We start from the raw sequence: 20,854 nt of genomic DNA, 5'->3' as shown, positions 1-20,854 counted from the left end.
TATTTATTTTTACGAAATTCCGGACGGAAAACCGTCACACACTTTTCCTGGAATTTCTTTGGATCGTAGAGGGGACGACCTTCATGCAGCTTGTCGAATTCCTGGCGCCGCACTTTCACTTTGTTTCCGATCCGACCGCCTGGGTCGCGCTTTTGACGCTGATAGTGCTCGAGGTCGTGCTCGGCATCGACAATCTGATCTTCATCTCGATCCTGACCAACAAGCTGCCGGAAGCGCAGCGCGTCCGCGCGCGCCGGCTGGGCATCTCGGCGGCGCTGGTCATGCGCCTGATCCTGCTCGCCACGATCTCGGTCATCGTGCAACTGACGGCGCCGGTGTTCACCGCCTTCGGCCACGGCTTTTCCTGGCGCGACCTGATCCTGATCGCCGGCGGTCTGTTCCTGGTCTGGAAGGCGACCAAGGAAATCCATCATACGGTCGACCCACAGGACCATCAGGATACGATGGTGGGCACGCTGCAGATGAGCCTTGCCGGTGCTATCTTCCAGATCCTCTTGCTCGACCTCGTCTTCTCGATCGATTCCATCATCACCGCCGTCGGCATGACCGACGAGATCGCCATCATGTATATCGCGGTGATCGTGGCGGTGAGCGTGATGATGCTGGCGGCGACGCCGCTCGCCAATTTCATCGCCAGGAACCCCTCCATCGTCATGCTGGCGCTGGGCTTCCTGTTGATGATCGGCATGACGCTGATCGCCGACGGCATGGGCTACCACGTGCCCAAGGGCTACATCTACGCCGCCATGGGCTTTTCGGCGCTGGTCGAAGGCCTCAACATGCTGGCAAGGAACCGCAAGAAGCAGGGGTCCGGCGGCGGGCATTGACGCCCGCACACCTTCGTCATTCCAGGGCGGAGCGGCGCGAAGCGGAGCGCAGACCCTGGAATCCATGCCGTTACCCATATCGAAGGATGCAGCGGAGCAGAATTGAGTAACGGCTGAGTGTCAGCCGTCGAACGACTGGGGTATTCATCCTGAGACGCGGCGGAACGTCGGCGTCACGGCATGGATGCTGGGGTCTGCGCGCGTCGCTTCGCTCCTTGCTCCGCCCTAGCATGACGAATTCATTTTATGCCCTTCGGGTGACGATCGCCGATCAGGCCGAGCGTCAGGCCCTGTTCCAGCCATGCCTTGGCGCCGGCCAAAACCAGCGCGAAGCCGCCGTTGGATTCGACCGCCTGCTTTACCTGCTCGTCGCTGGAGCCAGCAAAGCCGAAATTGCGGACTTCGAGGAAGGTCGCGTCGTCCGGCATCTCGGTGAACGACCAAACGACGGTCGTCGGCGGATCGCTCCACCGCATGACGATCTTTTCGTTGGGGACGATCTCGCTCACCTCGACCCTTGTCGAGACGCCATACATGCGCCATTCCCACTCGACCGGCTTGCCTTCGTCCAGCCGACCGCTCGAATGCGTGAACCAGAATTTCGTGGTGACTGCCGGATCGACGATCGCCTCGAAGACCTCGGCGACCGGTCGCCGGATCAGCATGGCGGTTTCGGCGGTAGGGGCTTCCTTGAGTTCCATGAATTTCTCCTGATTGTTTCAGGGCAGATTGACCTGCCAGGAGACGCCGAAGCGGTCGTTGAACCAGGCGAAACGCCGGCTGAAGCCGTAGTCGCCGGTCGGCATCAGAAATCCGCCATCCGTGGAAAGAACGTCGACGATATGGTCCAGTTCCTCTTCGGACGAGCAGTCGACAAAGAAGGAGAAGGACGGCGTGAAGGTGAAGGCGTGGTGCACGGGGCTGTTGTAGATCCTGACCTCGACGCCGCCGATCAAAGCGCGCGCCAGCTTGAGCGTTCCTTCCGTCCCGTCCTCGCCCGAGCCGTAGCGCGTGACGTCGAGGACACGGCTATCGGGAATGGTCCCGCAATAGAGGGTCATGGCCTCCTCGGCCTTTCCCTCGAACATCAGGAATGGTGTTGCTTTCGTCATCGGGCGACCTCCTGCTGCTGGATATTGAATGTCGGGCTCAGATGTTGGTTTCGTTGGCCGGCTCGCCACGCAGCTCGCTGCGATAATAGCCGTCGCGCAGATTGATGCCGTATTCGAGATAGGCCTTCATGCAGGCGAGCATCTGCGACCAGCCTTCGCAGTTGAGGTAGGATTTCTTCAGGCCGACCTCGCCTTCGCGCCAGCCTTCCTCGGCAATGGTGACGAAGGTGCTGCCATCCTCGAGCGGCTCGAAATTCATCTCGATGCGGGTCTTGTAGGCCGGTTTGCCGTCGGCGTCGGTGGCGTCCCAGCGCAGCACGATGCGCTTGTCCTTCGTCACTTCGTCGACCTCCACCGGCACCATCTTCCACCAGGTGACCGTGGTGCCGGCGACAAGTGGGGCCGAGGCGCCGCCAATGGTGGTGAAGTAACCGCTGAGCTTCGTCGGGTTGACGACGGCGTCGAAGACCTCGGCGACCGGTTTCCCGATGCGTCCGGAAATCCTGAATCCCAGGGACATATCCACAGCTCCTTCCTTGCTCGTCCGAACAATATGTTATAGAAATATAACATGTCAACCCAAACTGAGGACGACTATGTTTTCAAGGCCTTGGCGCATTCGCGCCGGCGCGAATTGCTGGATCTCCTGAAGGACCAGCCGCAGACCACCGGCGCGCTCTGCGAGGCTTTCCCGGACATGGACCGCTGCACGGTGATGATGCATCTCAAAGTCCTGGAGGAAGCGGATCTGGTCGTGGCGAAGCGCGAGGGGCGCGAGCGCTGGAACCATCTCAATGCCTTGCCGATCAAGCAGATCCATGACCGCTGGATCAGCCAGTATGCCGGCCACGCGATCAGCATTCTCGACCGGTTGAAGTCCGATCTGGAGGGATGAGCGGCCTCTTCGGCGCCTCAGTTACGGCGCGGCTGGACGAATTGAGCCGATTTATCTATAAGCCGGCCATTCCGACAAAGAGCGCCGCGTGCCTTCGCAGGCATGCCCGGGACGTTCTAAAAGGTTGAATTCGAGCATTTTGCCGGAGACGAGGTGATGACACCCCGCTTCGAGATGCTCTAGCCGAACACGACAGGGGTGCCATGGCTGGCCATTCGCAGTTTAAGAACATCATGCATCGCAAGGGTCGTCAGGACGCGGTGCGGTCGAAAATGTTTTCCAAGCTGGCGCGCGAAATCACCGTCGCCGCCAAGACCGGCACGCCGGACCCGGCGATGAACCCCAGGCTGCGCCTTGCGGTGCAGAACGCCAAGGCGGTGTCGATGCCGAAGGACAACATCCAGCGCGCCATCAACAAGGCGTCCGCGGGCGACGGCGAAAACTATGAGGCGGTGCGCTACGAGGGCTACGGTCCCGGCGGCGTCGCGCTGATTGTCGAGGCGCTGACCGACAACCGCAACCGCTCGGCCTCCAATGTGCGCGCCGCCTTCACCAAGGCTGGCGGGGCGCTCGGCGAAACCGGCTCGGTGTCCTTCATGTGGAACCGCGTCGGCGAAATCTACTATCCGGCCTCGGCCGGCAGCGCCGACAAGGTTATGGAAGCGGCGATCGAGGCCGGCGCGGACGATGTCGAGTCGGACGAGGAAGGCCACACCATCTATTGCGGCTTCGAAAATCTCGGCGAAGTGTCGAAGTCGCTCGAAGCCGCGCTCGGCGAGGCGGAATCGGTCAAGCCGATCTGGCAGCCGCAGAACAACGTCCCGGTCGACGAGGAGCGGGCGCAGTCGCTGATGAAGCTGGTCGCCACTCTCGAGGACGATGACGACGTGCAGAGCGTCTACGCCAATTTCGAGGTCGACGACGAGACTATGGCCAAGCTCAGCGCGGCTTGAGCCAAGTCGGGATATGAGCAAAGCTCAATCCGATATGAGCGAGAAGCCGCTTCCCACCATCCGCATCACCTACTGCACGCAATGCCAGTGGCTGTTGCGTGCCGGCTGGATGGCGCAGGAGCTGCTTTCGACCTTCGGCACCGATCTCGGCGAGGTGACGCTGGTGCCGGGCACCGGCGGCATCTTCACCATTTCCTGCAACGATCAGCTCATCTGGGAGCGCAAGCGCGACGGCGGTTTTCCGGATGCGGCAAAGCTCAAGCAACTGGTCCGCGACGTCATCGACCCGGAGCGGGATCTCGGCCATGCCGACCGCAGGGATCATAAGAAAGATCCCGCCTGAGGTGGGATCTTTTTGCATTTGCGGGCTGCTGTCCTCAGATCAATGCCATGATGAAGCAAGCCATCGCCACGATCGCGGTGACGGTGCGGACGTGGTTCCACATCACCCACTGGTTCAGATGGTTCGCCCACACGGCGGCGCCGTTGGCGCTTTGCGGATCGACGGCGGCCAAGGCGTCGTTGAGCGGAACGTTGAAGACCATGGTCACGATCGGATTGCCGACGAAATAGATCACCGCGCCGGCAAGCAGCCAGTATGAGCCCGACTGGCTCCAGCCGAAGAGAACGGCGGCAATCAACACCAGGCAGATGAGGCCGGTGCCGAACAGCGCGGTCATGAAGGTCGGCGTGATCACCGTGATGTTGATCGAGTTCATCGCCGCGATGCCGCTCGGGACGGGCAGCCGGGCAAGCGCCGCCATGACGAAATTCGAGAATGCGAAGAAGACGCCGCCGACGACGCCGGCGCCGATCGCGGCGATGAAGGTGAGGGTGGGAAGAAGTTTCATCATCTCGGTTGCTCCAGATGCCGGTTTGTTTTCAAAATGTGATAAATCCTCACATTTGCAAAACGTGATAAACCCTCGTATTTTGTGAGTCAAGCCAGTTTTCGAGAAATTGCCCGGAGGGAGCCATGGACGAAAAAGTCGCCGCGAAGGCCGATCAGGTGGGCATTGCTTCGCCGCGCCGGTCGCCTGCGCAGCAGCGCAGCCGCGAGCGGGTGGAGCGGATGCTCGCGGCAGCCTCGGCACTGATTGCCGAGCAGGGCAGCGATGCCATGCGCATGGGCGAGGTGGCGGAAAAGGCAGGGGTGTCGATCGGCTCGCTCTACCAGTTCTTCCCGGACAAGCGGGCGATCGTCTGGGCGCTGGCCGAGCGCTACACCGCCGAAAGCCAGGCCTGTATTTCGGCCGCGCTAAAAGATGTCGAGGACGCCGAGGGCTTTAAGAGCGCGTTTTCAGAGTTGGTCGACATCTATTACCAGCTGTTTCTGGCCGAGCCTGTGATACGCGATGTCTGGTCCGGCACGCAGGCCGACAAGGCGCTGCGCGCGCTCGAACTGGCCGACAGCCGGGCCAATGCCGAATTCCTGGTGGCGGTGCTGAAGCGGCTGCGGCCCGATGCCGATCCGGTCCAACTGGAGACGACGGCATTTCTGGTGTGGCAGATGGGCGAGGCCGCCGTGCGGCTGGCGATCTCGGTCGATCGGGAAGAGGGCGACAGGCTGGTCGAAGCCTACAAGCGCATGGCGCTGAGGGAGTTGGTGGGGGAGTAGGGGCTAAGGCGATTGGCGAAATCGCCGGCGGGAGCGCCCCTCTCCCCGTCACTATACGGGGAGAGGATGCCGGCAGGCAGGTGAGGGGCAGCGCCAGCCTATGACGTAGGCGTCGCCGAAAAGTGCACTGTCACCGAATTGCAAATCGGAATTCTCTGGCTAACGGTGGAGGTTAGCGCTGCCCCTCATCCGCCCGTTGGGCACCTTCTCCCCGTGAAACGGGGAGAAGGTAGGAATGCGGCCAACAAAAAACCCGCCTCGAAGGCGGGTTTTTCAAAATCTGCCGATGTATCCGGCTTAGAGGCCGAAACCCTCGAAACGCTTCTTGAACTTCGACAGGCGGCCGCCGCGGTCGAGCAGGGTCTGCTGGCCGCCGGTCCAGGCCGGGTGCGTGGTCGGGTCGATGTCGAGGTTCATCGTGTCGCCTTCCTTGCCCCAGGTCGAACGGGTCTGGTACTCGGTGCCATCGGTCATGACGACCTTGATGGTGTGGTAGTCGGGATGGATATCGGCCTTCATTGTCGTGTTTCCTGGCTGCCGGCGCTGCTGACGGGCCTATGGCCTGCGTCGATGCGCCCCTTTTTAAAACTCGAAGCCGCAGCTAATGAAAAGCCACGGCTTCTAAAACGGTCGGCGAGCCTATACATCAGCCGGAATTGAATCACAAGGCCGCGGCAAGCGCATATTGAAGCGCGGTATTGACAAGCGGCCAGAGGAAACGCTCATGGCGGAGATCGGTGCCAGTGGAGACCAGCGCAGGCGCTCGGTCCGGCCGCTGAGAAACCTTTTCCCCTATATCATCCGCTACCGGAAACTGGCGGTCGGCGCGATCATCTCGCTGATCGTGGCCGCGGTGACCACGCTTGCGTTGCCGATGGCCGTGCGGCGCATGATAGATCACGGTTTCGAAGCAGCGAGTTCCACCTTCATTGCTGAGTATTTCGCAGCGCTCGTGGTGATGGCGGCTTTGCTGGCGGCGGCTTCGGCCAGCCGCTACTATTTCGTCATCACGCTCGGCGAGCGGGTCGTGGCCGATATCCGCCGCGACGTCTTCTCGCATGTCACGACGCTGTCGCCCGCCTTTTTCGACAAGGCGCATTCGGGCGAGATCGTCTCGCGGCTTGCAGCCGATACCACGCAGGTGAAGTCGGCGGTCGGCGCCACCGCCTCGGTCGCGCTGCGCAATGTCATCCTTGGCCTCGGCGCGGTGGCGATGATGGTCGTCACCAGCCCGAAGCTGTCGGGCCTGGTGATTGCGGCCATCCCGGTGATCGTGCTGCCGCTGGTCGCCTTCGGCCGTTCGGTGCGGCGCAAGTCCCGGCAAGCGCAGGATACGCTCGCCGAAGCAACCGCCTATGCCAGCGAGCAGATCGGCGCGGTGCGCACGCTGCAGGCCTTCACCAACGAGAAGCTGGTCACCGGCCGCTTCGCTGGCGCCGTCGACGCCGCCTTCGAGGCCGCGCGGGCCTCGGTGTTCGCGCGCTCGTTCCTCACCTTCTTCGCCATATTCATGATCTTCTCCTCGGTGGTCGCGGTGCTGTGGTTCGGGTCGCGCGACGTGCTTGCCGGCACCCTGTCACCCGGCACGCTCGGGCAGTTCCTGCTCTATTCGGTATTTGCCGCCGGCGCGCTCGGCGCGCTGTCGGAGGTGTGGAGCGAGCTGTCGCAGGCGGCGGGCGCCGCCGAGCGGCTGACGGAGATCCTGGCCGAGAAACCGGCCATCCAGCCGCCTGCCGATCCTCAACCGCTGCCGGCCACGGCCAAGGGCGCGATCAGCTTCGACGACGTCTCCTTCTCCTATCCGGCGCGGCCGGACCGTGCCGCGGTGCATGGCCTGAGCTTCCAGGTGAAACCGGGCGAGACGGTGGCGATCGTCGGGCCCTCGGGCGCGGGCAAGAGCACCGTCTTCTCGCTGATCCTGCGCTTCTACGATCCGGAGAGCGGCCGCGTCGTCATCGACGGCGTCGATGTGCGCGAGGCCGATCCGGCGGCCGTCCGCCAGCGCATCGCGATCGTGCCGCAGGACGTCACCGTCTTCGCGGCGAGCGTGCGCGACAATATCGGCTTCGGCAGGCAAGGCGCCAGCGACGCCGAGATCGAGGCCGCGGCCAAGGCGGCCCTTGCCGACGAATTCATCGCCCGGCTCGACAAGGGCTATGACAGCCAGGTCGGCGAGCGCGGCGTGACGCTGTCCGGCGGCCAGCGCCAGCGCATCGCGATCGCCCGCGCCATCCTGCGCGACGCGCCGATCCTGCTGCTCGACGAAGCGACCTCGGCGCTCGACGCCGAAAGCGAGACACTGGTGCAAAGGGGGCTTGAGCGGCTGATGCGCGGCCGCACCACCATCGTCATCGCCCACCGGCTGGCGACGGTGCTGAAGGCCGACCGCATCCTGGTCATGGAAGGCGGGCGCATCGTCGAGGAAGGCACGCATCAGAGCCTGGTCGCCAAGGGCGGCATCTACGCCCGGCTCGCCAAGCTGCAGTTCGAGACCGGCGCCGGCGCCTTCCGGGGCGCGGCGGAGTAGCCACGCCGCACCCGGCCGGTTTTAAACCGCTACGCGTCAATTGCCGTAGCGCCTGCGCAGGTGCTGCGTGAAGTAAGTGGCATTGAGCTTTTCGCCGGTGGCGCGCTCGAGCAGGTCCGGCGTCGACCAGCGCGAGCCCTGCGACCAGATCTTTGCGCGACGCCACTCGTTGACGGCGCTGAAATCGCCCTTGGCGAGGTCCTCGTCGGCGGAGGGGTGCTCCCTGATCAAAGCCGCCCATTGCTGCGCCGCCATCATGGCGCCGAGCGTGTAGGAAGGGAAATAGCCGAAGGCGGCGCCCGGCCAGTGCACGTCCTGCATCGGACCGTCGGCCGGGTTGTCGATGGTCGAGAGGCCGAGATAGTCGCGCATCTTGGCGTCCCAGGCCTCCGGCAGGTCGGCGACCTCCAGCCGGCCGGACACGAGCTCCTGCTCGAGTTCGTAGCGCAGGATGACATGCAACGGATAGGTGACCTCGTCGGCGTCGACGCGGATCAGGCCGCGCTCGACATGGTGGACATGCGGCAGGATGTCGTCGAGCGACCAGGCTTCGCCGAGATGCTTTTCGACCACCGGCAGCGCCCAGCGCCAGAAGGCCGGGTTGCGGCCGATCTGCTTTTCGACGAACAGGCTCTGGCTCTCATGCACGGCCATGCCGCGCGCCTTGCCCAGCGGCCAATGCGACCAGGCTTTCGGCAGGTTCTGCTCGTAGAGCGCGTGGCCGGTCTCGTGCAGCACTCCCATCAGCGCCGACAGGAAGTCGGAGGTCTTGTAGCGGGTGGTGATGCGCACGTCGGTCGGCACGCCGCCGCAGAAGGGATGGTGCGACACCGAGAGCGAGCCATGGGTGAGGTCGAAGCCGACCGCCGCCATCATGGCCAGGCCGAGCTCGCGCTGGCGGTCGACGGCATAGCTGCCCGACAGCGGTTTCAACGGATGTTTCGCCAACCGCGCATCCTGCACGGCCAGCGCGCGCGGCAGGAAATCCTTGAGGAAGGCCTTCAGTTCGGCGAACACCGGGGTGATGTCGGCGGCGCGGTTGCCGGGGTCATACTGCTCCATCAGCGCGTCATAGGGGGCGAGGCCGACCGCGTCGGCGCGCAGTGCTGCTTCCTCGCGCACCAGGGCCACGACGCCTTCCAGCGCCGGCAGGAAGCCGGCCCAGTCGTTCTTGGCGCGCAGGTCGCGCCAGAGCTGCTCGGAACGCATGCGCGCCACCGTCTGGCGCTCGACGAATTCGACCGGCAGGCAGGTGAGGTTGGTGTATTGGCGGCGCAGTTCCCGCACCGCCGCCTGCTGCTCTTCGCCCAGCGGCTCGGCTTCGGCGGCGGCAATCCAGTCGCCGATCTCCGGCGCGGTCGCCTGGGCGTGCAGCATGCCGGCAAGCGAGGACATCGCCTCGGCGCGCTTCTCGCCGCCGCCGACCGCCATATGGGTCGCCTCGTCGGCGCCGAGGATGGCCAAGGCATGCTCCAGCGCTTCGAGCTTGTGGCCGAGTTGGTCGAGTTTCTGGAAAGACATGATGGATCCCGAGGTCAATTTGGCTGGCGCGAAAAGATACCAAGGCGCCGAGCTTGGCAACCCTGTCCGGTCGCGATGGGGTCAGCCGTCTTGCCTTGCGAGCCTACTGCGTGATCAATGCCTTCAACAAACTGCTGGAGGGGACAATGGTCGGCAATATCCTGGTCGGGCTGGTGGCACTGATCCACTGCTATATCGTCTATCTTGAGATGGTGTTGTGGGACACGCCGCGCGGCCGCAAGGCGTTTGGACTGACGCCGGAATTCGCCAGCGCCTCGAAGGTGCTTGCCGCCAACCAGGGGCTCTATAACGGCTTTCTCGCCGCGGGCCTGATCTGGGGTCTCTATCTCGGCGCCGGCGGGTTCCAGGTCAAGATGTTCTTCCTGCTCTGCGTCGCCGTCGCCGGCCTCTATGGCGCGGCGACCGTCGGCCGCAAGATCCTCTTCATCCAGACGGTGCCGGCGGTGCTCGCCATCGTCGCGCTTTGGCTCGGCCTGTGATCGAAACGGGTATGCGATCGAAAAAGGACGCCCTCGGGGCCAGGTCCCGCGGGCGCCAGTTGGTCCCTTCCTGTGTGATCAGAGCAAATGCTCTAAGCATGTCTCCCGAAAGTGGGCCCGGTTTCGGGACAAAGACATGCTTAAAATCAAAAACTTAAAGCAGGTCGCGTGAATTCTTTTTCACGCGGCCTGCTTTAACCGTTCGGGTAATTCCCGCCATCGTCGCCGTCGCCCATCATGAAGCCGCTGCCGGTGTCGTTCATCAGCCTTTGGTCGACATTGTCGAGACGGCGCAGCAACTCATGGTATTGCGCGGACGGGATCCTGCCGTGATCCGAAGCCGCGACATGTTCCGCGGCCTGGCTGATATGCGCGGCGCGCATATGCAGTTGCTGCGCTTCCGAAGCGGAGATGTTGTTTGCCTGCCGGGCGTCGGTGATGCCCTGATCCACGCCCTGGACCTGATCGATAAGGCTGGTCACGCGCGGGCCGGTGAAATCGGTTGGAGCGGTCGCGTCGAGAAGCCCCTTGTGATGTCCGGCCGCATAGGCGCCGGCGAGCGGGGCCGCGATCAGCGCGGCAGCCAGGGTTACAGTCTTGAGAGATGTTGAAGCGCGCATGGCGGCGCATCCTCCTGCAGGGAAGGAAGCGGTCCTGCCGCATTGCCTTCCGACCTTTCCGGGCCGTCCGGTTCCGTCGCGTCGCGATGGGAGGCATCGCCGGCGGTCCCCGGCCCTGCGTAGCAAATTAGGTGCGTCGATTCGCGATGTGTAATTAAAAAAAGATAATGTTTTCAGGCCTTGCCGCCAGGACTTGTCGCGCTAAGTATTCAGCCGACGAACAACTTCCCGTGACTTTCTGTGATAATGGGTCACCGTTCTGTGAGCTTCAGTTCAATGCGGCGGTTCTTGCCGCGCGCCTCATCGGTGTCGGCCGGGTCGAGCGGCTGGAACTCGCCGAAGCCGGCGGCTACCAGCCGGTTGGCCGGCACGCCGTTCTCGATCAGGAACTTCACGACGGACGTCGCGCGCGCGGTCGACAGTTCCCAGTTGTCGCGATAGCGGCCGGTGCCTGACAGCGGCTTGTTGTCGGTGTGGCCGTCGACGCGCAGCACCCAGCTGATCTCGGGCGGGATTTCCTTCTGCAATTCGATGATGGCGTCGGCGAGCTTCTTCATCTCGACCTTGCCGGCGTCGTTGATCTCGTCGGAGCCGGTTGGGAACAGCACCTCCGACTGGAAGACGAAACGGTCGCCGACGATGCGGATGTTCTCGCGGTCGGCGAGGATCTCGCGCAGCCGGCCGAAGAAGTCGGAACGGTAGCGGTTGAGCTCCTGGACGCGCTGCGCAAGTGCTACATTCAGGCGGCGGCCGAGATCGGCGATCTTGGTGTTGGAGTCGTGGTCGCGCTGCTCGGAGACGTTGAGCGCGTCCTCCAGCGCGCCGATCTGCTTGCGAAGGGCCGCTATCTGCTGGTTGAGGATCTCGACCTGGCTCAGCGCCTGCTGGCTGATCTGGCGCTGGTTGCTGAGCTCGCCGGTAAGCTGGTCGGCGCGCTTGTTGGCCGCGTCGCCGGCGCCGGCGCCTTGCGCCAGCAACTGTTCGAGGCGGCTCTTTTCCGCTTCCGACGCCGACAGCGAAGCCTGCAAATTGGCGAGCGAGTCTTCCTTGTCCTGGCTGTTCGAGCGCTCCAGCGCCAGCAACTGGGTCAGCTCGTTGATCTGCGAGTTGAGGCGGTTCAGCACCGTGTCCTTGCCGGAAATCTCGCGGCTGAGCAGGAATTGCGCCAGCACGAAGACCGTGAGCAGGAACATGATGGCCAAGAGCAGCGTCGACAGCGCGTCGACGAAGCCAGGCCAGTAGTCGATGCGGCGGTCGGCGCGCCGTCTTGCCAGCGCCACGTCAGTGGACCCCTTGCTTCTTCAGCGCGTCGGCGATCTTTTCCAGCGTGTTGCGCATGGCCTTCTGTTCGTCGGACTGGGCCTCGACCCAGTCGCGCATGATCTGCTGCTCGGAGCGCATGTTCTTCACCAGCCCCGAGATGCCGTCGGCAAGATTGGCCATGGCGGTGGCGACGCGCGGATTGGAGCCGCCGCCATTCTCCTGCAGGCTGCGCAGCCGCTCCGACAGCAGGCGGATGTCCTCGGAGGATTCGGTTGTCTTCGACGTGTCGGAGACCACGATGTCGGACGACAGATCGGTGACAGAGGACAGCCAGTTCTCCAGTTCGGTGTAGAAGCGGGTCTGGGCGCGGCCGGCCTGCAGGTCGAGGAAGCCCAGCACAAGCGAGCCGGAAAGGCCGAACAACGAGGACGAAAACGCGGTGCCCATGCCGGCGAGCGGCGCCGACAGGCCCTGTTTCAGCGCGTCGAGGACGGCGGCGGCATCGCCGCTGCCCGGGTCCAGCGCCTCGATCGTCTCGCGGATCGAGGCGATGGTGTTGAGCAGGCCCCAGAAGGTGCCGAGCAGGCCGAGGAACACGAGCAGGCCGACCAGATAGCGCGAGGTGTCGCGGCTTTCGTCGAGGCGCGTGGCGATGGAATCCAGCATCGTGCGCATCGACGAGGTCGAGAAGGCCATCGAGGACGAACGGCCGATCATCGCCTTCATCGGCGCCAAAAGAACCGGCTCGGTGGTCTCGGAGCCGGCGCGGAAGGAATTGACCCAGCGCACCTCGCGGAACAGCCGTCCGACCTGGACGAAGGCAAGCAGGATGCCAACCGCCAGCACGCCGACGATCAGTCCGTTGAGGCCCGGATTGCTGGAGAAGGCGGTCGATATCTGGCGGGTGAGGATGGCGGCGATGAAAGCGACGATGATCAGGAAGATCACCATGGTGAGCAGGAAGACCTGCGGGCTCGACAGCTTGTGCGGATCATAGACCAGGACGTCCGATCGCCTGCCGAAGGATCTGAGAAAAGCCATCCGTGCCCCGTTTCCGATGCCACCGCCGCAGAATTGCCGCGACTCTAAACGGAATTGTGACCAAATTGAATGGCGCTTGGCAATATGGCCTGACAGGCCCGCGCCACAGGCCTAGCTCATGCTCTAGAACCGGTTGACGACAAGGCAATCGACCATGGCGGCCAAATGAAGGCCGGCGCCGGTGACGACGAAGCCGTGCCAGACGGCATTGTGGAAGCGCAGGCCCTTCCAGGCGAAGAAGATGACGCCACAGGAATAGACGATGCCGCCGGCGATGAGCAGCGCTACCGATGTCGTCGGCAGCGTCTCGACCAAGGGTCCGGCGAGCACGACGCCGCTCCAGCCGATGGCGAGATAGAAGACGATGGCCAGCCGGTCGTAGCGGCCGGGCACGAACATCTTGATGGCGATACCGGCCGCTGCGGCGCTCCATACGACGACGATCATGGGCAGCGCCAGCGGCGAGTTGTCGAGCTGGGCGAGGAAGGGCGTGTAGGTGGCGGCGATCAGCAGATAGATCGCGGCATGGTCGAAGCGGCGCAGGATCCATTTCGCCGGCCATGACACCGGCCACAGATTATAGGCCAGCGAAACCGAGAGCACGGTGAGCAGCGACACCACGTAGAACACCGCGGCGATATATTCGCCCGGGCCGGAATGGAAGGCGGCCAAGGCCAGGAAGGCGGAGCCGGCCGCGATCGCCAGCACGATGCCGACCGCGTGGACGATGCCGTCGGCGATCATTTCGGCACGCGAATAGTGCCAGCGCCCGACAAAGGGGATTTCAAGCGTTGTATCTGGGCGCGCGTCGTTCATCGATGATCCTGCAACGCCTAATCTGGGCGCTTGCGGACCAGTATTTCAAGCTTCGGTTGCGGTTTTGCGACTAAAGGCGCGCGTCCTTTCGACGCGCGAAGGACGCCATAGTCAGTCAGCGAGCAGCCAATGGCTTCTTCACGGTCTTGAGCAGCGCGCGCTGGATGAGCTCGTTGCCGGCGACGACCTCGCCATTGTCCAGCATGTCCTGCGCGCCATCCATGTCGGAGACGAAGCCGCCGGCTTCGCGCACCAGAAGGATGCCCGCCGCGATGTCCCAGGACGACAGGCCGGTTTCCCAGAAACCATCCATGCGTCCGGCCGCGACATAGGCGAGATCGAGCGCGGCGGAACCCAGGCGGCGCACGCCGGAGACTTCGGCCATGACGTTGCGCAGCTCGATCAGGAAATTGCCGTGCTGGCCGCGACCGAGATGCGGCACGCCGCAGCCGATCACCGCGTCGGTCAGCTTGGAGCGCCCGGCGACGCGCAGTCGCCGGTCGTTCATGAAGGCGCCGCCGCCGCGCTCGGCCGTGTAGAGCTCGTCCATCGCCGGATTGTAGACGACGCCGGCGACGACCTGGCCCTGGCGCTCGAGGGCGATCGACACGGAGAAGAGCGGGATGCCGTGCAGGAAATTGGTAGTGCCGTCGAGCGGGTCGACGATCCAGCGGTGCTGGGCGTCCTCGCCTTCGACCGCGCCGCGTTCTTCCATCAGGAAGGCGTAGCCCGGCCGCGCCTTGGAAAGCTCGGTGAAGACGATCTCTTCGGCCTTGCGGTCGGCCTGGCTGACATAGTCGCCCGGCCCCTTCATCGAGACCTGCAAATTCTGCACCTCGCCGAAGTCGCGCGACAGCGAGCGGCCGGCCTTCATCGCGGCCTGGACCATGACGTTGAGGAGAGCGGAACGCGCCATTTTTTTCTTCCTGCTTTTTTGCCGTTAATCCGCGCGGCGCACGTAGGTGATTTCGTTGGTGTCGACGATGATGCGCTCGCCGGCCGAAATGAAGGGCGGCACGAGAACGCGGATGCCGTTCTCCAGCACCGCCGGCTTGTAGGAGGAGGCGGCCGTCTGGCCCCGCACAACCGGGTCGGCCTCGGTAATGGTCAGCGTCACCTGGTCGGGCAGCGAAATGCCGATCGGCCGCTCCTCGTAAAGCTGCACCGTCACCATCATGCCGTCCTGCAGGAAGGCGGCGCGCTCGCCGACGAAGTCCTTCGCCAGCTCGAGCTGCTCGTAGCTTTCGGTGTCCATGAAGACCAGCGCGTCGCCCTGCTCGTAGAGGAACGAAAAATCCTTCAGGTCGAGCCGGATCTGCTCGACGGTCTCGGCCGAGCGGAAGCGCTCGTTGAGCTTGGTGCCGTTGATCAGGTTCTTCAGCTCGACCTGATTGTAGGCGCCGCCCTTGCCCGGCTTGACGGTGTTGGTCTTGACCGCCACCCACAGCCCGCCATCGTTCTCGATGACATAGCCGGGACGGATTTCGTTGCCACTGATCTTGGCCATGATGAACTGATCCGGAATGAGATTTTTCTGGCGCGGGGCGCGCTTTGGCGCCTCCAAGACCACAAATTGCGCATAGTAGCAAGGGAGGCAGGCAAGGGAGGCCGGACATGCCGTCCGTGGCGCTATGCGTCAAGGCAGGCGATTTGCCTTCTGCAGCGCCTGCTTGGTCTGGTCGTCGTCGAGGCCCTGCAGGAAATCGTCCATCTGCGGGTCGATCAGGCCGGCGCGGCGGGCGACGATGTACCAGGCGCCGGCCAGGATCAGGTCCGGATCGGTGCCGATGCCGCCCATATAGAGCTTGGCGAGGCGGTTCTGGGCCGCGACATTGCCGCCTTGCGCCGCCCGCTTCATCCAGGCAAAGCCCGATTTCAGGTCGCGCGGGCCGCCGCGTCCCTCGATCATCCAGGCGGCGAGGTCGACCTGCGCGGTGTCGTAATTCTGCCGCGCGGCTTGCGCCAGCAGAAGACGCGCCTGGGCGTCGTCATGCGGCTTGCCGCCGGCGCCGTTGGCGTAGAGCTGCGCCATCGCATATTGGGCGTCGGCAAGGCCGGTGGCGGCGGCGCGCTCATAATAGACGGCGGCCTTCACAAGGCCGCCGTCGCCGGGATCCTGCTGGACGAGCAACTGGGCGAAGTTGAACTGCGCAAGCCGGTTGCCGGCCTCGGCCGAGGCCTGCATCAGCGCGAAGGCGCCCTTTTCGTCCTTCTTCGCATAGCGGCCGTCGAGCAGCATCAGCGCATATTGGAACTGCGCCTCCGGCACGCCCTGCTCGGCGGCCAGCGCATACCACTTGCTGGCCTCGGCCGGATTGAGCGGCACGCCCAGCCCGCGCGACAGGATTTCGGCCACCAGCGTCTCGGCCGCCGGATCGCCGTTCTTGGCGCGGTCCATGGCAAGGTTGTAGGCGGTCTTGTAGAGCCCGCGCTGGAAGGCGCCATAGGCGGCGTCCGGCTGCTTGGCGCCGAAGCGGTCGGGATTGACGGCGTCGGCCGATGGCGGCGTCATGGTGGCCGGCTGCGGCAAGGTGTTCTGGATCGGCTTGTCGATATGGGGAGCGCCGCCGAACCTGCTCGCGTCAGGCGCGCCGGCCTCCGGTGCGGCGGCGTCCGGCGTGCCTGCGTTGGGCGTGCCTGCGTTGGGCGTGACCGTATTCGGTGTGCCGGCGTCTGGAGAGCCGGCATCCGGCCGCGGCTGCGGCAGCGGGACGGTCTGAGCCGCCGTCGCGGCCTGCGCAAACAAGCCGGCCAGGACAACCAGAGGAAGGACACGCAGGCGCATGTCAGCTCTCGAAGCGCGGCGCGGTTTGATCGAGCAGCGCGTTGGCGGCGGCGATCGCCGCCCGCGGGTCGCGCGCGTCGGCAAAGACGGCGCTGGACAGCGCCACGAACTCGGCGCCGGTCGCGGCCACCGTCTCGACGGAGGCAAGCTCGGAGCCGGCCATGACGATGCAAGGGATCGAGATCATTTCCGCCCACCATTCGCCGAGGGCGAGGTTGCGGTGATGCGGCTCCGGCTTGTTGTCGTAGCCGAAGCGGCCGAAGAACATGTAGTCTGGCCGCGCTTCGCCGAGATCCAGCGCTTCGTCGCGGGTCTTGGCGCCGCCGACGCCGACCATCATCTTGCCGGCCACCCGCTCGATCGTCTCGGCGAGCTCACCGGGCTTGACTTCGACATGGATGCCGTCGGCCTGGACGCGCCCGGCGATGCGGCTGTCGCCGGCAATGATGACGGCGACGCCGGAGGCCTGCGCTATCGGCACGATCCTCTCGGCGAAGGTCTGGAAAGAGGCATCGTCCATGCCGTTGTCCGGCAGGATCAGCGAGGCGACGTCGCCGCCCTCGAACGCCGCGCAGATCTGCTCCGCCGACACGAGCGGCGGCGCGATCAGCACGATGCGGCAGCGGTTGGGCGGGTTTATATCGTTCATTGGCCTTCGATCCCGGTTTCGCCTATGCCGGGCGAACATGGTTGCATTGCGGCATAGAGCAAAGGGGGCGGCTTGAACAGTCGGCTATGCGGCGGACGGAGACCGGTCCGCACGAGCATCGTCGCGCCGGGTCTTCATGATGAGATCCAACACGCGCTGCGGCTGTTCGATTCCGAGAAACTGCGGGACCGGATCCAGAGCCGGAAACCACCCGTTCATCCGTGAGAATGGATATGCCGACATGGCGGCTCCGAAGCGCAAGGTCCCCTTCGTCGCCGTTTCGCCGGTCAACTGGACGTCGGGAATGCGTTCGAGATCGATCGAGGTGAAGTTGGCGGACGGGGCGCCGCGCAGGATCAGGATACGCTTGTTGGTGACGGCGTAGCATATCCGCCGCCTCAGCCAGGCGTCGAATATGAACCTGCCGAAAACCATGAAGAGGCCGACGCAGACGAACATCGCTCCCCAGGCGTCAAAGAACAGTGGCGCGCCTTGCCTCGTCGCCGAATAGGTCCAGAAAATCGCAAAGCCGCACCAGAGCAGGCTGAACGGGATCAGAAAGACGTCGCGACTGGAGAACAGCAGTCCCTGCGCGGGCGTCCCACTCCACAAGATGCGTTCATGCGGCAACAGCCGGCCTTGAAAGAGTTGATTTTCCACGCAGCCACCCGCCACTTTCCGCCGGTTCATTCATTGCATAAGTGGTGTTTCGGCACCAATGCAAATCTCGGCTTCCGGACTTGCAGGCGGCCGGCAACGGGCCGCGAGGACAGGCACATGGCGCAAAATATCTACGACCGTCCGGATTTCTTCGATGGCTATAGCCGCCTCGGCCGCTCGGTCGAGGGCCTGGAGGGAGCGCCCGAATGGCCGGCGCTGCGCGCCATGCTGCCCGACGTCGATGGCGCAAGCATTGTCGATCTCGGCTGCGGGTTCGGCTGGTTCTGCCGCTGGGCGCGCTCGCATGGCGCAAGAGAAGTCCTAGGCCTCGACCTCTCGGAAAAGATGCTTGCCCGCGCACGCGCCGCCGGCTCCGACGGCGGCGTCACCTATCAGCGCGCCGACCTCGATGAGCTCAGTCTGCCGAAGGCGCGTTTCAATCTCGCCTACAGTTCGCTTGCGCTGCATTATGTCGGCGATGCAGCGCGCCTGTTCGCGACCGTCCATCAGGCCCTGGTGCCCGGCGGAGCCTTCGTCTTCTCAACGGAACATCCGATCTATATGGCTCCGACCGATCCGGGCTGGTCGGTCGATGCCATGGGCAGGAAGACATGGCCGGTCGACCGGTATCTGGTGGAGGGGCCGCGCAGCACCGACTGGTTCACCAAGGGCGTCGTGAAATATCACCGCACCATCGGCACCACGCTCAATTTGCTGATCCAGGCCGGATTCAGCATCGGGCATGTCGAGGAATTTTGCCCGACGGACGAGCAGATCGCCGCCCGGCCGGAACTCGCCGAGGAGCTGGAACGGCCGATGTTCCTGCTTGTTCAGGCGCGGCGTTGAACGGCCGGACGCTGGCCTAAAGCGCGCCGTACTGAAACGGATTCAGGCGACGCGCTTTAGGTCTTTGTTTTGATGCATGTCGTTATCCCAGAACCGCTGCGCACTTCTGGGCGACATGCATTAGAGTTCAAGCTTGTAGCCGACGTGGCTGGCCTTGAAGCCAAGGCGCTCATAGAAGCGATGCGCGTCGGTCCGGCTCTTGTTGGTCGTCAGCTGGACGACCCGGCAGCCCCGCTCGCGGCATTTGTCGATCGCCCATTCGAACAGGTCCTGTCCCAGCCCTTCGCCGCGCCGGCTCGACGCGACGCGCACCGCCTCGATCAGGCCGCGACGGGCGCCGCGCAGCGACAGTCCGGCGATAAAGGTGATCTGCAGCGTGCCGATGACGTCGTCGCCGTCGGTCATCACCGCGAGGAACTGGTTCGGATCGCCGTCTATCGCCGCGAAGGCGTCGAGATAGGCTCGCGACAGCGGCAGCCCGGCGTCTTCGCGGGCCTGGCCGAGCGCATCGTCGGCAAGCATCGCGACGATTGCCGCCACGTCCGCTTCGCGAGCCTTGCGGATGCTGATGGCGCTCATTTCCATACCTCGAGACAGCGAGCCGATCGAAAACGGCCCTGACAGCGCGGCGGCCGTCGATGCCGGCTCGGCAATAGCGGATGCCGGCATTAATGACTATCCCGGCGGCGCCATTCTGCGCTATGGCTGGCCCCCCGCCTTCTCCAACCTTCCCTTGCCGATGTCAGGCCTGCTCAGCGATCCGTGGTTCTATGCCGCCGCCATTCCGGCGGTGATCCTTGTCGGCCTGTCCAAGGGCGGCTTCGGCGGCGCCGTCGGTTTCGTCGGCGTGCCGCTCATGGCGCTGACCATTCCGCCGGTTCAGGCGGCCGCCATCCTGCTGCCGATCCTGTGCCTGATGGATATAGTTTCCGTGTGGACCTGGTGGGGCGTCTACGACCGCAAGATGCTGGTCGACATGATGCCCGGCGCCGTCATCGGCATCGGACTTGGCTGGCTGACCGCGGCCTTGGTCACCGAGGAGATGGTGCGGCTGATCGTCGGCGCGGTCGCGCTGGTGTTCGTGCTGCGCTGGCTATATTTGCAGTTCCGCCACGGCGCCGGCCATGCGGCGGAGCCGAACCGCATCGCGGCGGCCTTCTGGGGCGCGGTCGCAGGCTTCACCAGCTTCGTCGCCCATGTCGGCGGTCCGCCCTTCCAGGTCTATGCGCTGCCGATCCGGCTCGACCCGAAAGTGCTGTCGGGAACAGCGGCGATCTTCTTTGCCGCCACCAATGCGCTGAAGCTGATCCCCTATTTCGCGCTCGGCCAGTTCGACACCACCAATTTGACCGCCTCGGCGGTGCTGATGCCGCTGGCGCCGCTCTCCACCATTGCCGGCGCGTGGCTGGTGCGCCGCATGCGGCCTGAGATATTCTACCCATTCACCTACGCGACCGTCGCGGTGGTCGCCGTCAAGCTGTTGTGGGATGGCATTGCCGGTTTCTGGTGAGGCCGGCCGCCGGGCCAGCCTCACCAGAAGGATTCAAGCGGCGCTCGGCACCATCTGGCGGCCGCCGCCGAAGGCGAGCGCGGCGCCCAGCGCAACCACCATCGCCATGCCGGCAAGAATACCGATGTCGTGCAAAGTGGGCTTCAGCACCATGTCGGCGATGATCACCAGCATCACCGCATAATCGAGGCGCGCCCATTTCATCATGCGCTGGCCGATGGCAAGAACCGCCGGCGTCACGCCCTGCTCGGCGACCATGGCGCCCATGCGCTCGCCGGTCGGCTTGAAGACGAGCATGCCGATCGAGAAGGTGGTGGCGTAGCCGACGAGGCCGATGACGATCCACAGCTCGGTAAAGCCGACCCAGAAGCCGCACATGATGAGGCCGAAGGCCAGCGTCAGCATCGACATCGGCGCGAAGAACCTGCCGCCGAGCTGTCCGCTGGCGCGCATTGCCTGCAGCTTGTCCTCGATGTTGCCGGCACGCTCGGCCAGCACGCCGAGCAGGAACAGCACGAAGCCGCCGCCGACCCACAAAACGGCCGAAACGACGTGAAGGAATTTGACGATCGAATACCAATCCATGATTTGCTCCCGGATATCCCGCCTGGTTTCGAGCGGCGCGGATCCGCGCGCCGCTTCAGAGGAGCGGGCTTTTGCGTGGCGCGTGTTTCGGAACGATGTCGCGGC

Annotated in this window: 26 protein-coding genes; 9 read left to right on the top strand and 17 right to left on the bottom strand. The window is 64.3% G+C overall.

From position 1 onward, the window contains the following. Window positions 1-83 precede the first annotated feature (83 nt). Window positions 84-848: a TerC family protein gene (locus WDX12_RS06985; RefSeq protein ID WP_434724365.1), complete on the top strand. Its 765-nt coding sequence runs from the start codon at window positions 84-86 to the stop codon at window positions 846-848. Window positions 849-1,087: 239 nt separating this feature from the next. On the opposite strand, the gene WDX12_RS06980 is transcribed toward WDX12_RS06985, so the two are convergent. From WDX12_RS06980 to WDX12_RS06970, 3 genes are read right to left on the bottom strand one after another with little or no spacing between them, the layout of a single operon-like run. Then, window positions 1,088-1,549, bottom strand: coding sequence for an SRPBCC family protein (locus WDX12_RS06980; RefSeq protein ID WP_434724364.1), 462 nt, complete (start codon window positions 1,547-1,549; stop codon window positions 1,088-1,090). An 18-nt stretch (window positions 1,550-1,567) separates the two neighbouring features. Then, a complete protein-coding gene (locus WDX12_RS06975) occupies window positions 1,568-1,960 on the bottom strand; it encodes a VOC family protein (RefSeq protein WP_320296414.1) in 393 nt (130 codons plus the stop codon). A 37-nt stretch (window positions 1,961-1,997) separates the two neighbouring features. Next, a complete protein-coding gene (locus tag WDX12_RS06970; RefSeq protein ID WP_434724363.1) occupies window positions 1,998-2,480 on the bottom strand; it encodes an SRPBCC domain-containing protein in 483 nt (160 codons plus the stop codon). Window positions 2,481-2,531: 51 nt separating this feature from the next. Here WDX12_RS06970 and WDX12_RS06965 point away from each other — a divergent pair, with 51 nt between their 5' ends. From WDX12_RS06965 to WDX12_RS06955, 3 genes are all read left to right on the top strand, one after another. Then, window positions 2,532-2,855 carry an ArsR/SmtB family transcription factor gene (locus tag WDX12_RS06965; protein WP_320296416.1) on the top strand — a complete coding sequence of 108 codons (324 nt, stop codon included), beginning with the start codon at window positions 2,532-2,534 and terminating at the stop codon, window positions 2,853-2,855. Window positions 2,856-3,058: 203 nt separating this feature from the next. Continuing rightward, complete coding sequence (locus tag WDX12_RS06960) at window positions 3,059-3,808, top strand: YebC/PmpR family DNA-binding transcriptional regulator (RefSeq protein WP_073984984.1); 750 nt, start codon at window positions 3,059-3,061, stop codon at window positions 3,806-3,808. Between the two features lie 34 nt (window positions 3,809-3,842). After that, window positions 3,843-4,151 carry a SelT/SelW/SelH family protein gene (locus WDX12_RS06955; protein ID WP_434725580.1) on the top strand — a complete coding sequence of 103 codons (309 nt, stop codon included), beginning with the start codon at window positions 3,843-3,845 and terminating at the stop codon, window positions 4,149-4,151. A gap of 34 nt (window positions 4,152-4,185) precedes the next feature. Here WDX12_RS06955 and WDX12_RS06950 read toward each other — a convergent pair whose 3' ends face one another. Continuing rightward, window positions 4,186-4,662 (bottom strand): DUF1772 domain-containing protein, encoded by a 477-nt coding sequence (locus tag WDX12_RS06950; protein ID WP_434724362.1) that lies wholly within the window; start codon window positions 4,660-4,662, stop codon window positions 4,186-4,188. Window positions 4,663-4,784: 122 nt separating this feature from the next. On the opposite strand from WDX12_RS06950, the gene WDX12_RS06945 reads away from it, so the two are divergent. Continuing rightward, window positions 4,785-5,426 (top strand): TetR/AcrR family transcriptional regulator, encoded by a 642-nt coding sequence (locus WDX12_RS06945; protein ID WP_434724361.1) that lies wholly within the window; start codon window positions 4,785-4,787, stop codon window positions 5,424-5,426. Between the two features lie 297 nt (window positions 5,427-5,723). Here WDX12_RS06945 and rpmE read toward each other — a convergent pair whose 3' ends face one another. After that, complete coding sequence (gene rpmE, locus WDX12_RS06940) at window positions 5,724-5,945, bottom strand: 50S ribosomal protein L31 (RefSeq protein WP_027166741.1); 222 nt, start codon at window positions 5,943-5,945, stop codon at window positions 5,724-5,726. 205 nt (window positions 5,946-6,150) lie between these two features. Between rpmE and WDX12_RS06935 the strand changes: the two genes are divergently transcribed. Further along, window positions 6,151-7,953 (top strand): ABC transporter transmembrane domain-containing protein, encoded by a 1,803-nt coding sequence (locus WDX12_RS06935; protein WP_434724360.1) that lies wholly within the window; start codon window positions 6,151-6,153, stop codon window positions 7,951-7,953. A gap of 36 nt (window positions 7,954-7,989) precedes the next feature. Here WDX12_RS06935 and WDX12_RS06930 read toward each other — a convergent pair whose 3' ends face one another. After that, window positions 7,990-9,474, bottom strand: coding sequence for a carboxypeptidase M32 (locus tag WDX12_RS06930; RefSeq protein ID WP_434724359.1), 1,485 nt, complete (start codon window positions 9,472-9,474; stop codon window positions 7,990-7,992). Window positions 9,475-9,620: 146 nt separating this feature from the next. On the opposite strand from WDX12_RS06930, the gene WDX12_RS06925 reads away from it, so the two are divergent. Beyond that, window positions 9,621-9,974: a DUF1304 domain-containing protein gene (locus WDX12_RS06925; protein WP_320296766.1), complete on the top strand. Its 354-nt coding sequence runs from the start codon at window positions 9,621-9,623 to the stop codon at window positions 9,972-9,974. A 194-nt stretch (window positions 9,975-10,168) separates the two neighbouring features. On the opposite strand, the gene WDX12_RS06920 is transcribed toward WDX12_RS06925, so the two are convergent. From WDX12_RS06920 to WDX12_RS06880, 9 genes are all read right to left on the bottom strand, one after another. After that, entirely contained in the window at window positions 10,169-10,594 is a 426-nt protein-coding gene (locus tag WDX12_RS06920) for a hypothetical protein (protein WP_320296422.1), read from the bottom strand. Between the two features lie 251 nt (window positions 10,595-10,845). After that, window positions 10,846-11,874 carry a peptidoglycan -binding protein gene (locus tag WDX12_RS06915; RefSeq protein ID WP_320296423.1) on the bottom strand — a complete coding sequence of 343 codons (1,029 nt, stop codon included), beginning with the start codon at window positions 11,872-11,874 and terminating at the stop codon, window positions 10,846-10,848. A gap of 1 nt (window position 11,875) precedes the next feature. Further along, window positions 11,876-12,898, bottom strand: a complete 1,023-nt coding sequence (locus WDX12_RS06910) for a MotA/TolQ/ExbB proton channel family protein (protein ID WP_320296424.1) — start codon at window positions 12,896-12,898, stop codon at window positions 11,876-11,878. A gap of 123 nt (window positions 12,899-13,021) precedes the next feature. Beyond that, entirely contained in the window at window positions 13,022-13,714 is a 693-nt protein-coding gene (gene trhA, locus WDX12_RS06905) for a PAQR family membrane homeostasis protein TrhA (protein ID WP_434724358.1), read from the bottom strand. Window positions 13,715-13,829: 115 nt separating this feature from the next. After that, a complete protein-coding gene (locus WDX12_RS06900) occupies window positions 13,830-14,630 on the bottom strand; it encodes an inositol monophosphatase family protein (RefSeq protein ID WP_320296426.1) in 801 nt (266 codons plus the stop codon). A 24-nt stretch (window positions 14,631-14,654) separates the two neighbouring features. After that, entirely contained in the window at window positions 14,655-15,221 is a 567-nt protein-coding gene (gene efp / locus WDX12_RS06895; protein ID WP_434724357.1) for an elongation factor P, read from the bottom strand. Window positions 15,222-15,350: 129 nt separating this feature from the next. Continuing rightward, window positions 15,351-16,499, bottom strand: a complete 1,149-nt coding sequence (locus tag WDX12_RS06890; RefSeq protein WP_434724356.1) for a sel1 repeat family protein — start codon at window positions 16,497-16,499, stop codon at window positions 15,351-15,353. A 1-nt stretch (window position 16,500) separates the two neighbouring features. Then, entirely contained in the window at window positions 16,501-17,148 is a 648-nt protein-coding gene (locus WDX12_RS06885; protein WP_320296429.1) for a thiamine phosphate synthase, read from the bottom strand. An 84-nt stretch (window positions 17,149-17,232) separates the two neighbouring features. Continuing rightward, the gene (locus WDX12_RS06880) at window positions 17,233-17,823 is read right to left on the bottom strand and encodes a PH domain-containing protein (RefSeq protein ID WP_434724355.1); all 591 of its coding nucleotides are present in this window, start codon (window positions 17,821-17,823) and stop codon (window positions 17,233-17,235) included. 102 nt (window positions 17,824-17,925) lie between these two features. On the opposite strand from WDX12_RS06880, the gene WDX12_RS06875 reads away from it, so the two are divergent. Continuing rightward, complete coding sequence (locus WDX12_RS06875) at window positions 17,926-18,654, top strand: class I SAM-dependent methyltransferase (protein WP_434724354.1); 729 nt, start codon at window positions 17,926-17,928, stop codon at window positions 18,652-18,654. Between the two features lie 120 nt (window positions 18,655-18,774). On the opposite strand, the gene WDX12_RS06870 is transcribed toward WDX12_RS06875, so the two are convergent. Continuing rightward, entirely contained in the window at window positions 18,775-19,233 is a 459-nt protein-coding gene (locus WDX12_RS06870) for a GNAT family N-acetyltransferase (protein WP_434724353.1), read from the bottom strand. A gap of 160 nt (window positions 19,234-19,393) precedes the next feature. Between WDX12_RS06870 and WDX12_RS06865 the strand changes: the two genes are divergently transcribed. Next, on the top strand, window positions 19,394-20,164 hold the full coding sequence (locus WDX12_RS06865; RefSeq protein WP_434725579.1) for a sulfite exporter TauE/SafE family protein: 771 nt from the start codon (window positions 19,394-19,396) through the stop codon (window positions 20,162-20,164). A gap of 33 nt (window positions 20,165-20,197) precedes the next feature. Here WDX12_RS06865 and WDX12_RS06860 read toward each other — a convergent pair whose 3' ends face one another. Beyond that, complete coding sequence (locus WDX12_RS06860; protein ID WP_320296433.1) at window positions 20,198-20,749, bottom strand: DUF2269 family protein; 552 nt, start codon at window positions 20,747-20,749, stop codon at window positions 20,198-20,200. Window positions 20,750-20,854 lie beyond the last annotated feature (105 nt).

This window comes from Mesorhizobium sp. RIZ17 (genome assembly GCF_051127865.1).
Classification (GTDB): domain Bacteria; phylum Pseudomonadota; class Alphaproteobacteria; order Rhizobiales; family Rhizobiaceae; genus Mesorhizobium; species Mesorhizobium humile.
This window is presented reverse-complemented; position numbering and strand designations above follow the sequence as displayed.

Excerpts from the sequence above, each read along its gene's own strand:
- efp (WP_434724357.1), bottom strand. The coding sequence starts at position 15,221 with ATGGCCAAGATCAGTGGCAACGAAATCCGTCCCGGCTATGTCATCGAG.
- WDX12_RS06945 (WP_434724361.1), top strand. The coding sequence starts at position 4,785 with ATGGACGAAAAAGTCGCCGCGAAGGCCGATCAGGTGGGCATTGCTTCG.
- WDX12_RS06950 (WP_434724362.1), bottom strand. The coding sequence starts at position 4,662 with ATGATGAAACTTCTTCCCACCCTCACCTTCATCGCCGCGATCGGCGCC.
- WDX12_RS06910 (WP_320296424.1), bottom strand. The coding sequence starts at position 12,898 with ATGGCTTTTCTCAGATCCTTCGGCAGGCGATCGGACGTCCTGGTCTAT.
- trhA (WP_434724358.1), bottom strand. The coding sequence starts at position 13,714 with ATGAACGACGCGCGCCCAGATACAACGCTTGAAATCCCCTTTGTCGGG.
- WDX12_RS06980 (WP_434724364.1), bottom strand. The coding sequence starts at position 1,549 with ATGGAACTCAAGGAAGCCCCTACCGCCGAAACCGCCATGCTGATCCGG.
- WDX12_RS06930 (WP_434724359.1), bottom strand. The coding sequence starts at position 9,474 with ATGTCTTTCCAGAAACTCGACCAACTCGGCCACAAGCTCGAAGCGCTG.
- rpmE (WP_027166741.1), bottom strand. The coding sequence starts at position 5,945 with ATGAAGGCCGATATCCATCCCGACTACCACACCATCAAGGTCGTCATG.
- WDX12_RS06920 (WP_320296422.1), bottom strand. The coding sequence starts at position 10,594 with ATGCGCGCTTCAACATCTCTCAAGACTGTAACCCTGGCTGCCGCGCTG.
- WDX12_RS06870 (WP_434724353.1), bottom strand. The coding sequence starts at position 19,233 with ATGAGCGCCATCAGCATCCGCAAGGCTCGCGAAGCGGACGTGGCGGCA.
- WDX12_RS06955 (WP_434725580.1), top strand. The coding sequence starts at position 3,843 with ATGAGCGAGAAGCCGCTTCCCACCATCCGCATCACCTACTGCACGCAA.
- WDX12_RS06960 (WP_073984984.1), top strand. The coding sequence starts at position 3,059 with ATGGCTGGCCATTCGCAGTTTAAGAACATCATGCATCGCAAGGGTCGT.
- WDX12_RS06860 (WP_320296433.1), bottom strand. The coding sequence starts at position 20,749 with ATGGATTGGTATTCGATCGTCAAATTCCTTCACGTCGTTTCGGCCGTT.
- WDX12_RS06970 (WP_434724363.1), bottom strand. The coding sequence starts at position 2,480 with ATGTCCCTGGGATTCAGGATTTCCGGACGCATCGGGAAACCGGTCGCC.
- WDX12_RS06865 (WP_434725579.1), top strand. The coding sequence starts at position 19,394 with ATGTCAGGCCTGCTCAGCGATCCGTGGTTCTATGCCGCCGCCATTCCG.
- WDX12_RS06925 (WP_320296766.1), top strand. The coding sequence starts at position 9,621 with ATGGTCGGCAATATCCTGGTCGGGCTGGTGGCACTGATCCACTGCTAT.
- WDX12_RS06935 (WP_434724360.1), top strand. The coding sequence starts at position 6,151 with ATGGCGGAGATCGGTGCCAGTGGAGACCAGCGCAGGCGCTCGGTCCGG.
- WDX12_RS06900 (WP_320296426.1), bottom strand. The coding sequence starts at position 14,630 with ATGGCGCGTTCCGCTCTCCTCAACGTCATGGTCCAGGCCGCGATGAAG.
- WDX12_RS06890 (WP_434724356.1), bottom strand. The coding sequence starts at position 16,499 with ATGCGCCTGCGTGTCCTTCCTCTGGTTGTCCTGGCCGGCTTGTTTGCG.
- WDX12_RS06885 (WP_320296429.1), bottom strand. The coding sequence starts at position 17,148 with ATGAACGATATAAACCCGCCCAACCGCTGCCGCATCGTGCTGATCGCG.
- WDX12_RS06985 (WP_434724365.1), top strand. The coding sequence starts at position 84 with ATGCAGCTTGTCGAATTCCTGGCGCCGCACTTTCACTTTGTTTCCGAT.
- WDX12_RS06875 (WP_434724354.1), top strand. The coding sequence starts at position 17,926 with ATGGCGCAAAATATCTACGACCGTCCGGATTTCTTCGATGGCTATAGC.
- WDX12_RS06965 (WP_320296416.1), top strand. The coding sequence starts at position 2,532 with ATGTCAACCCAAACTGAGGACGACTATGTTTTCAAGGCCTTGGCGCAT.
- WDX12_RS06975 (WP_320296414.1), bottom strand. The coding sequence starts at position 1,960 with ATGACGAAAGCAACACCATTCCTGATGTTCGAGGGAAAGGCCGAGGAG.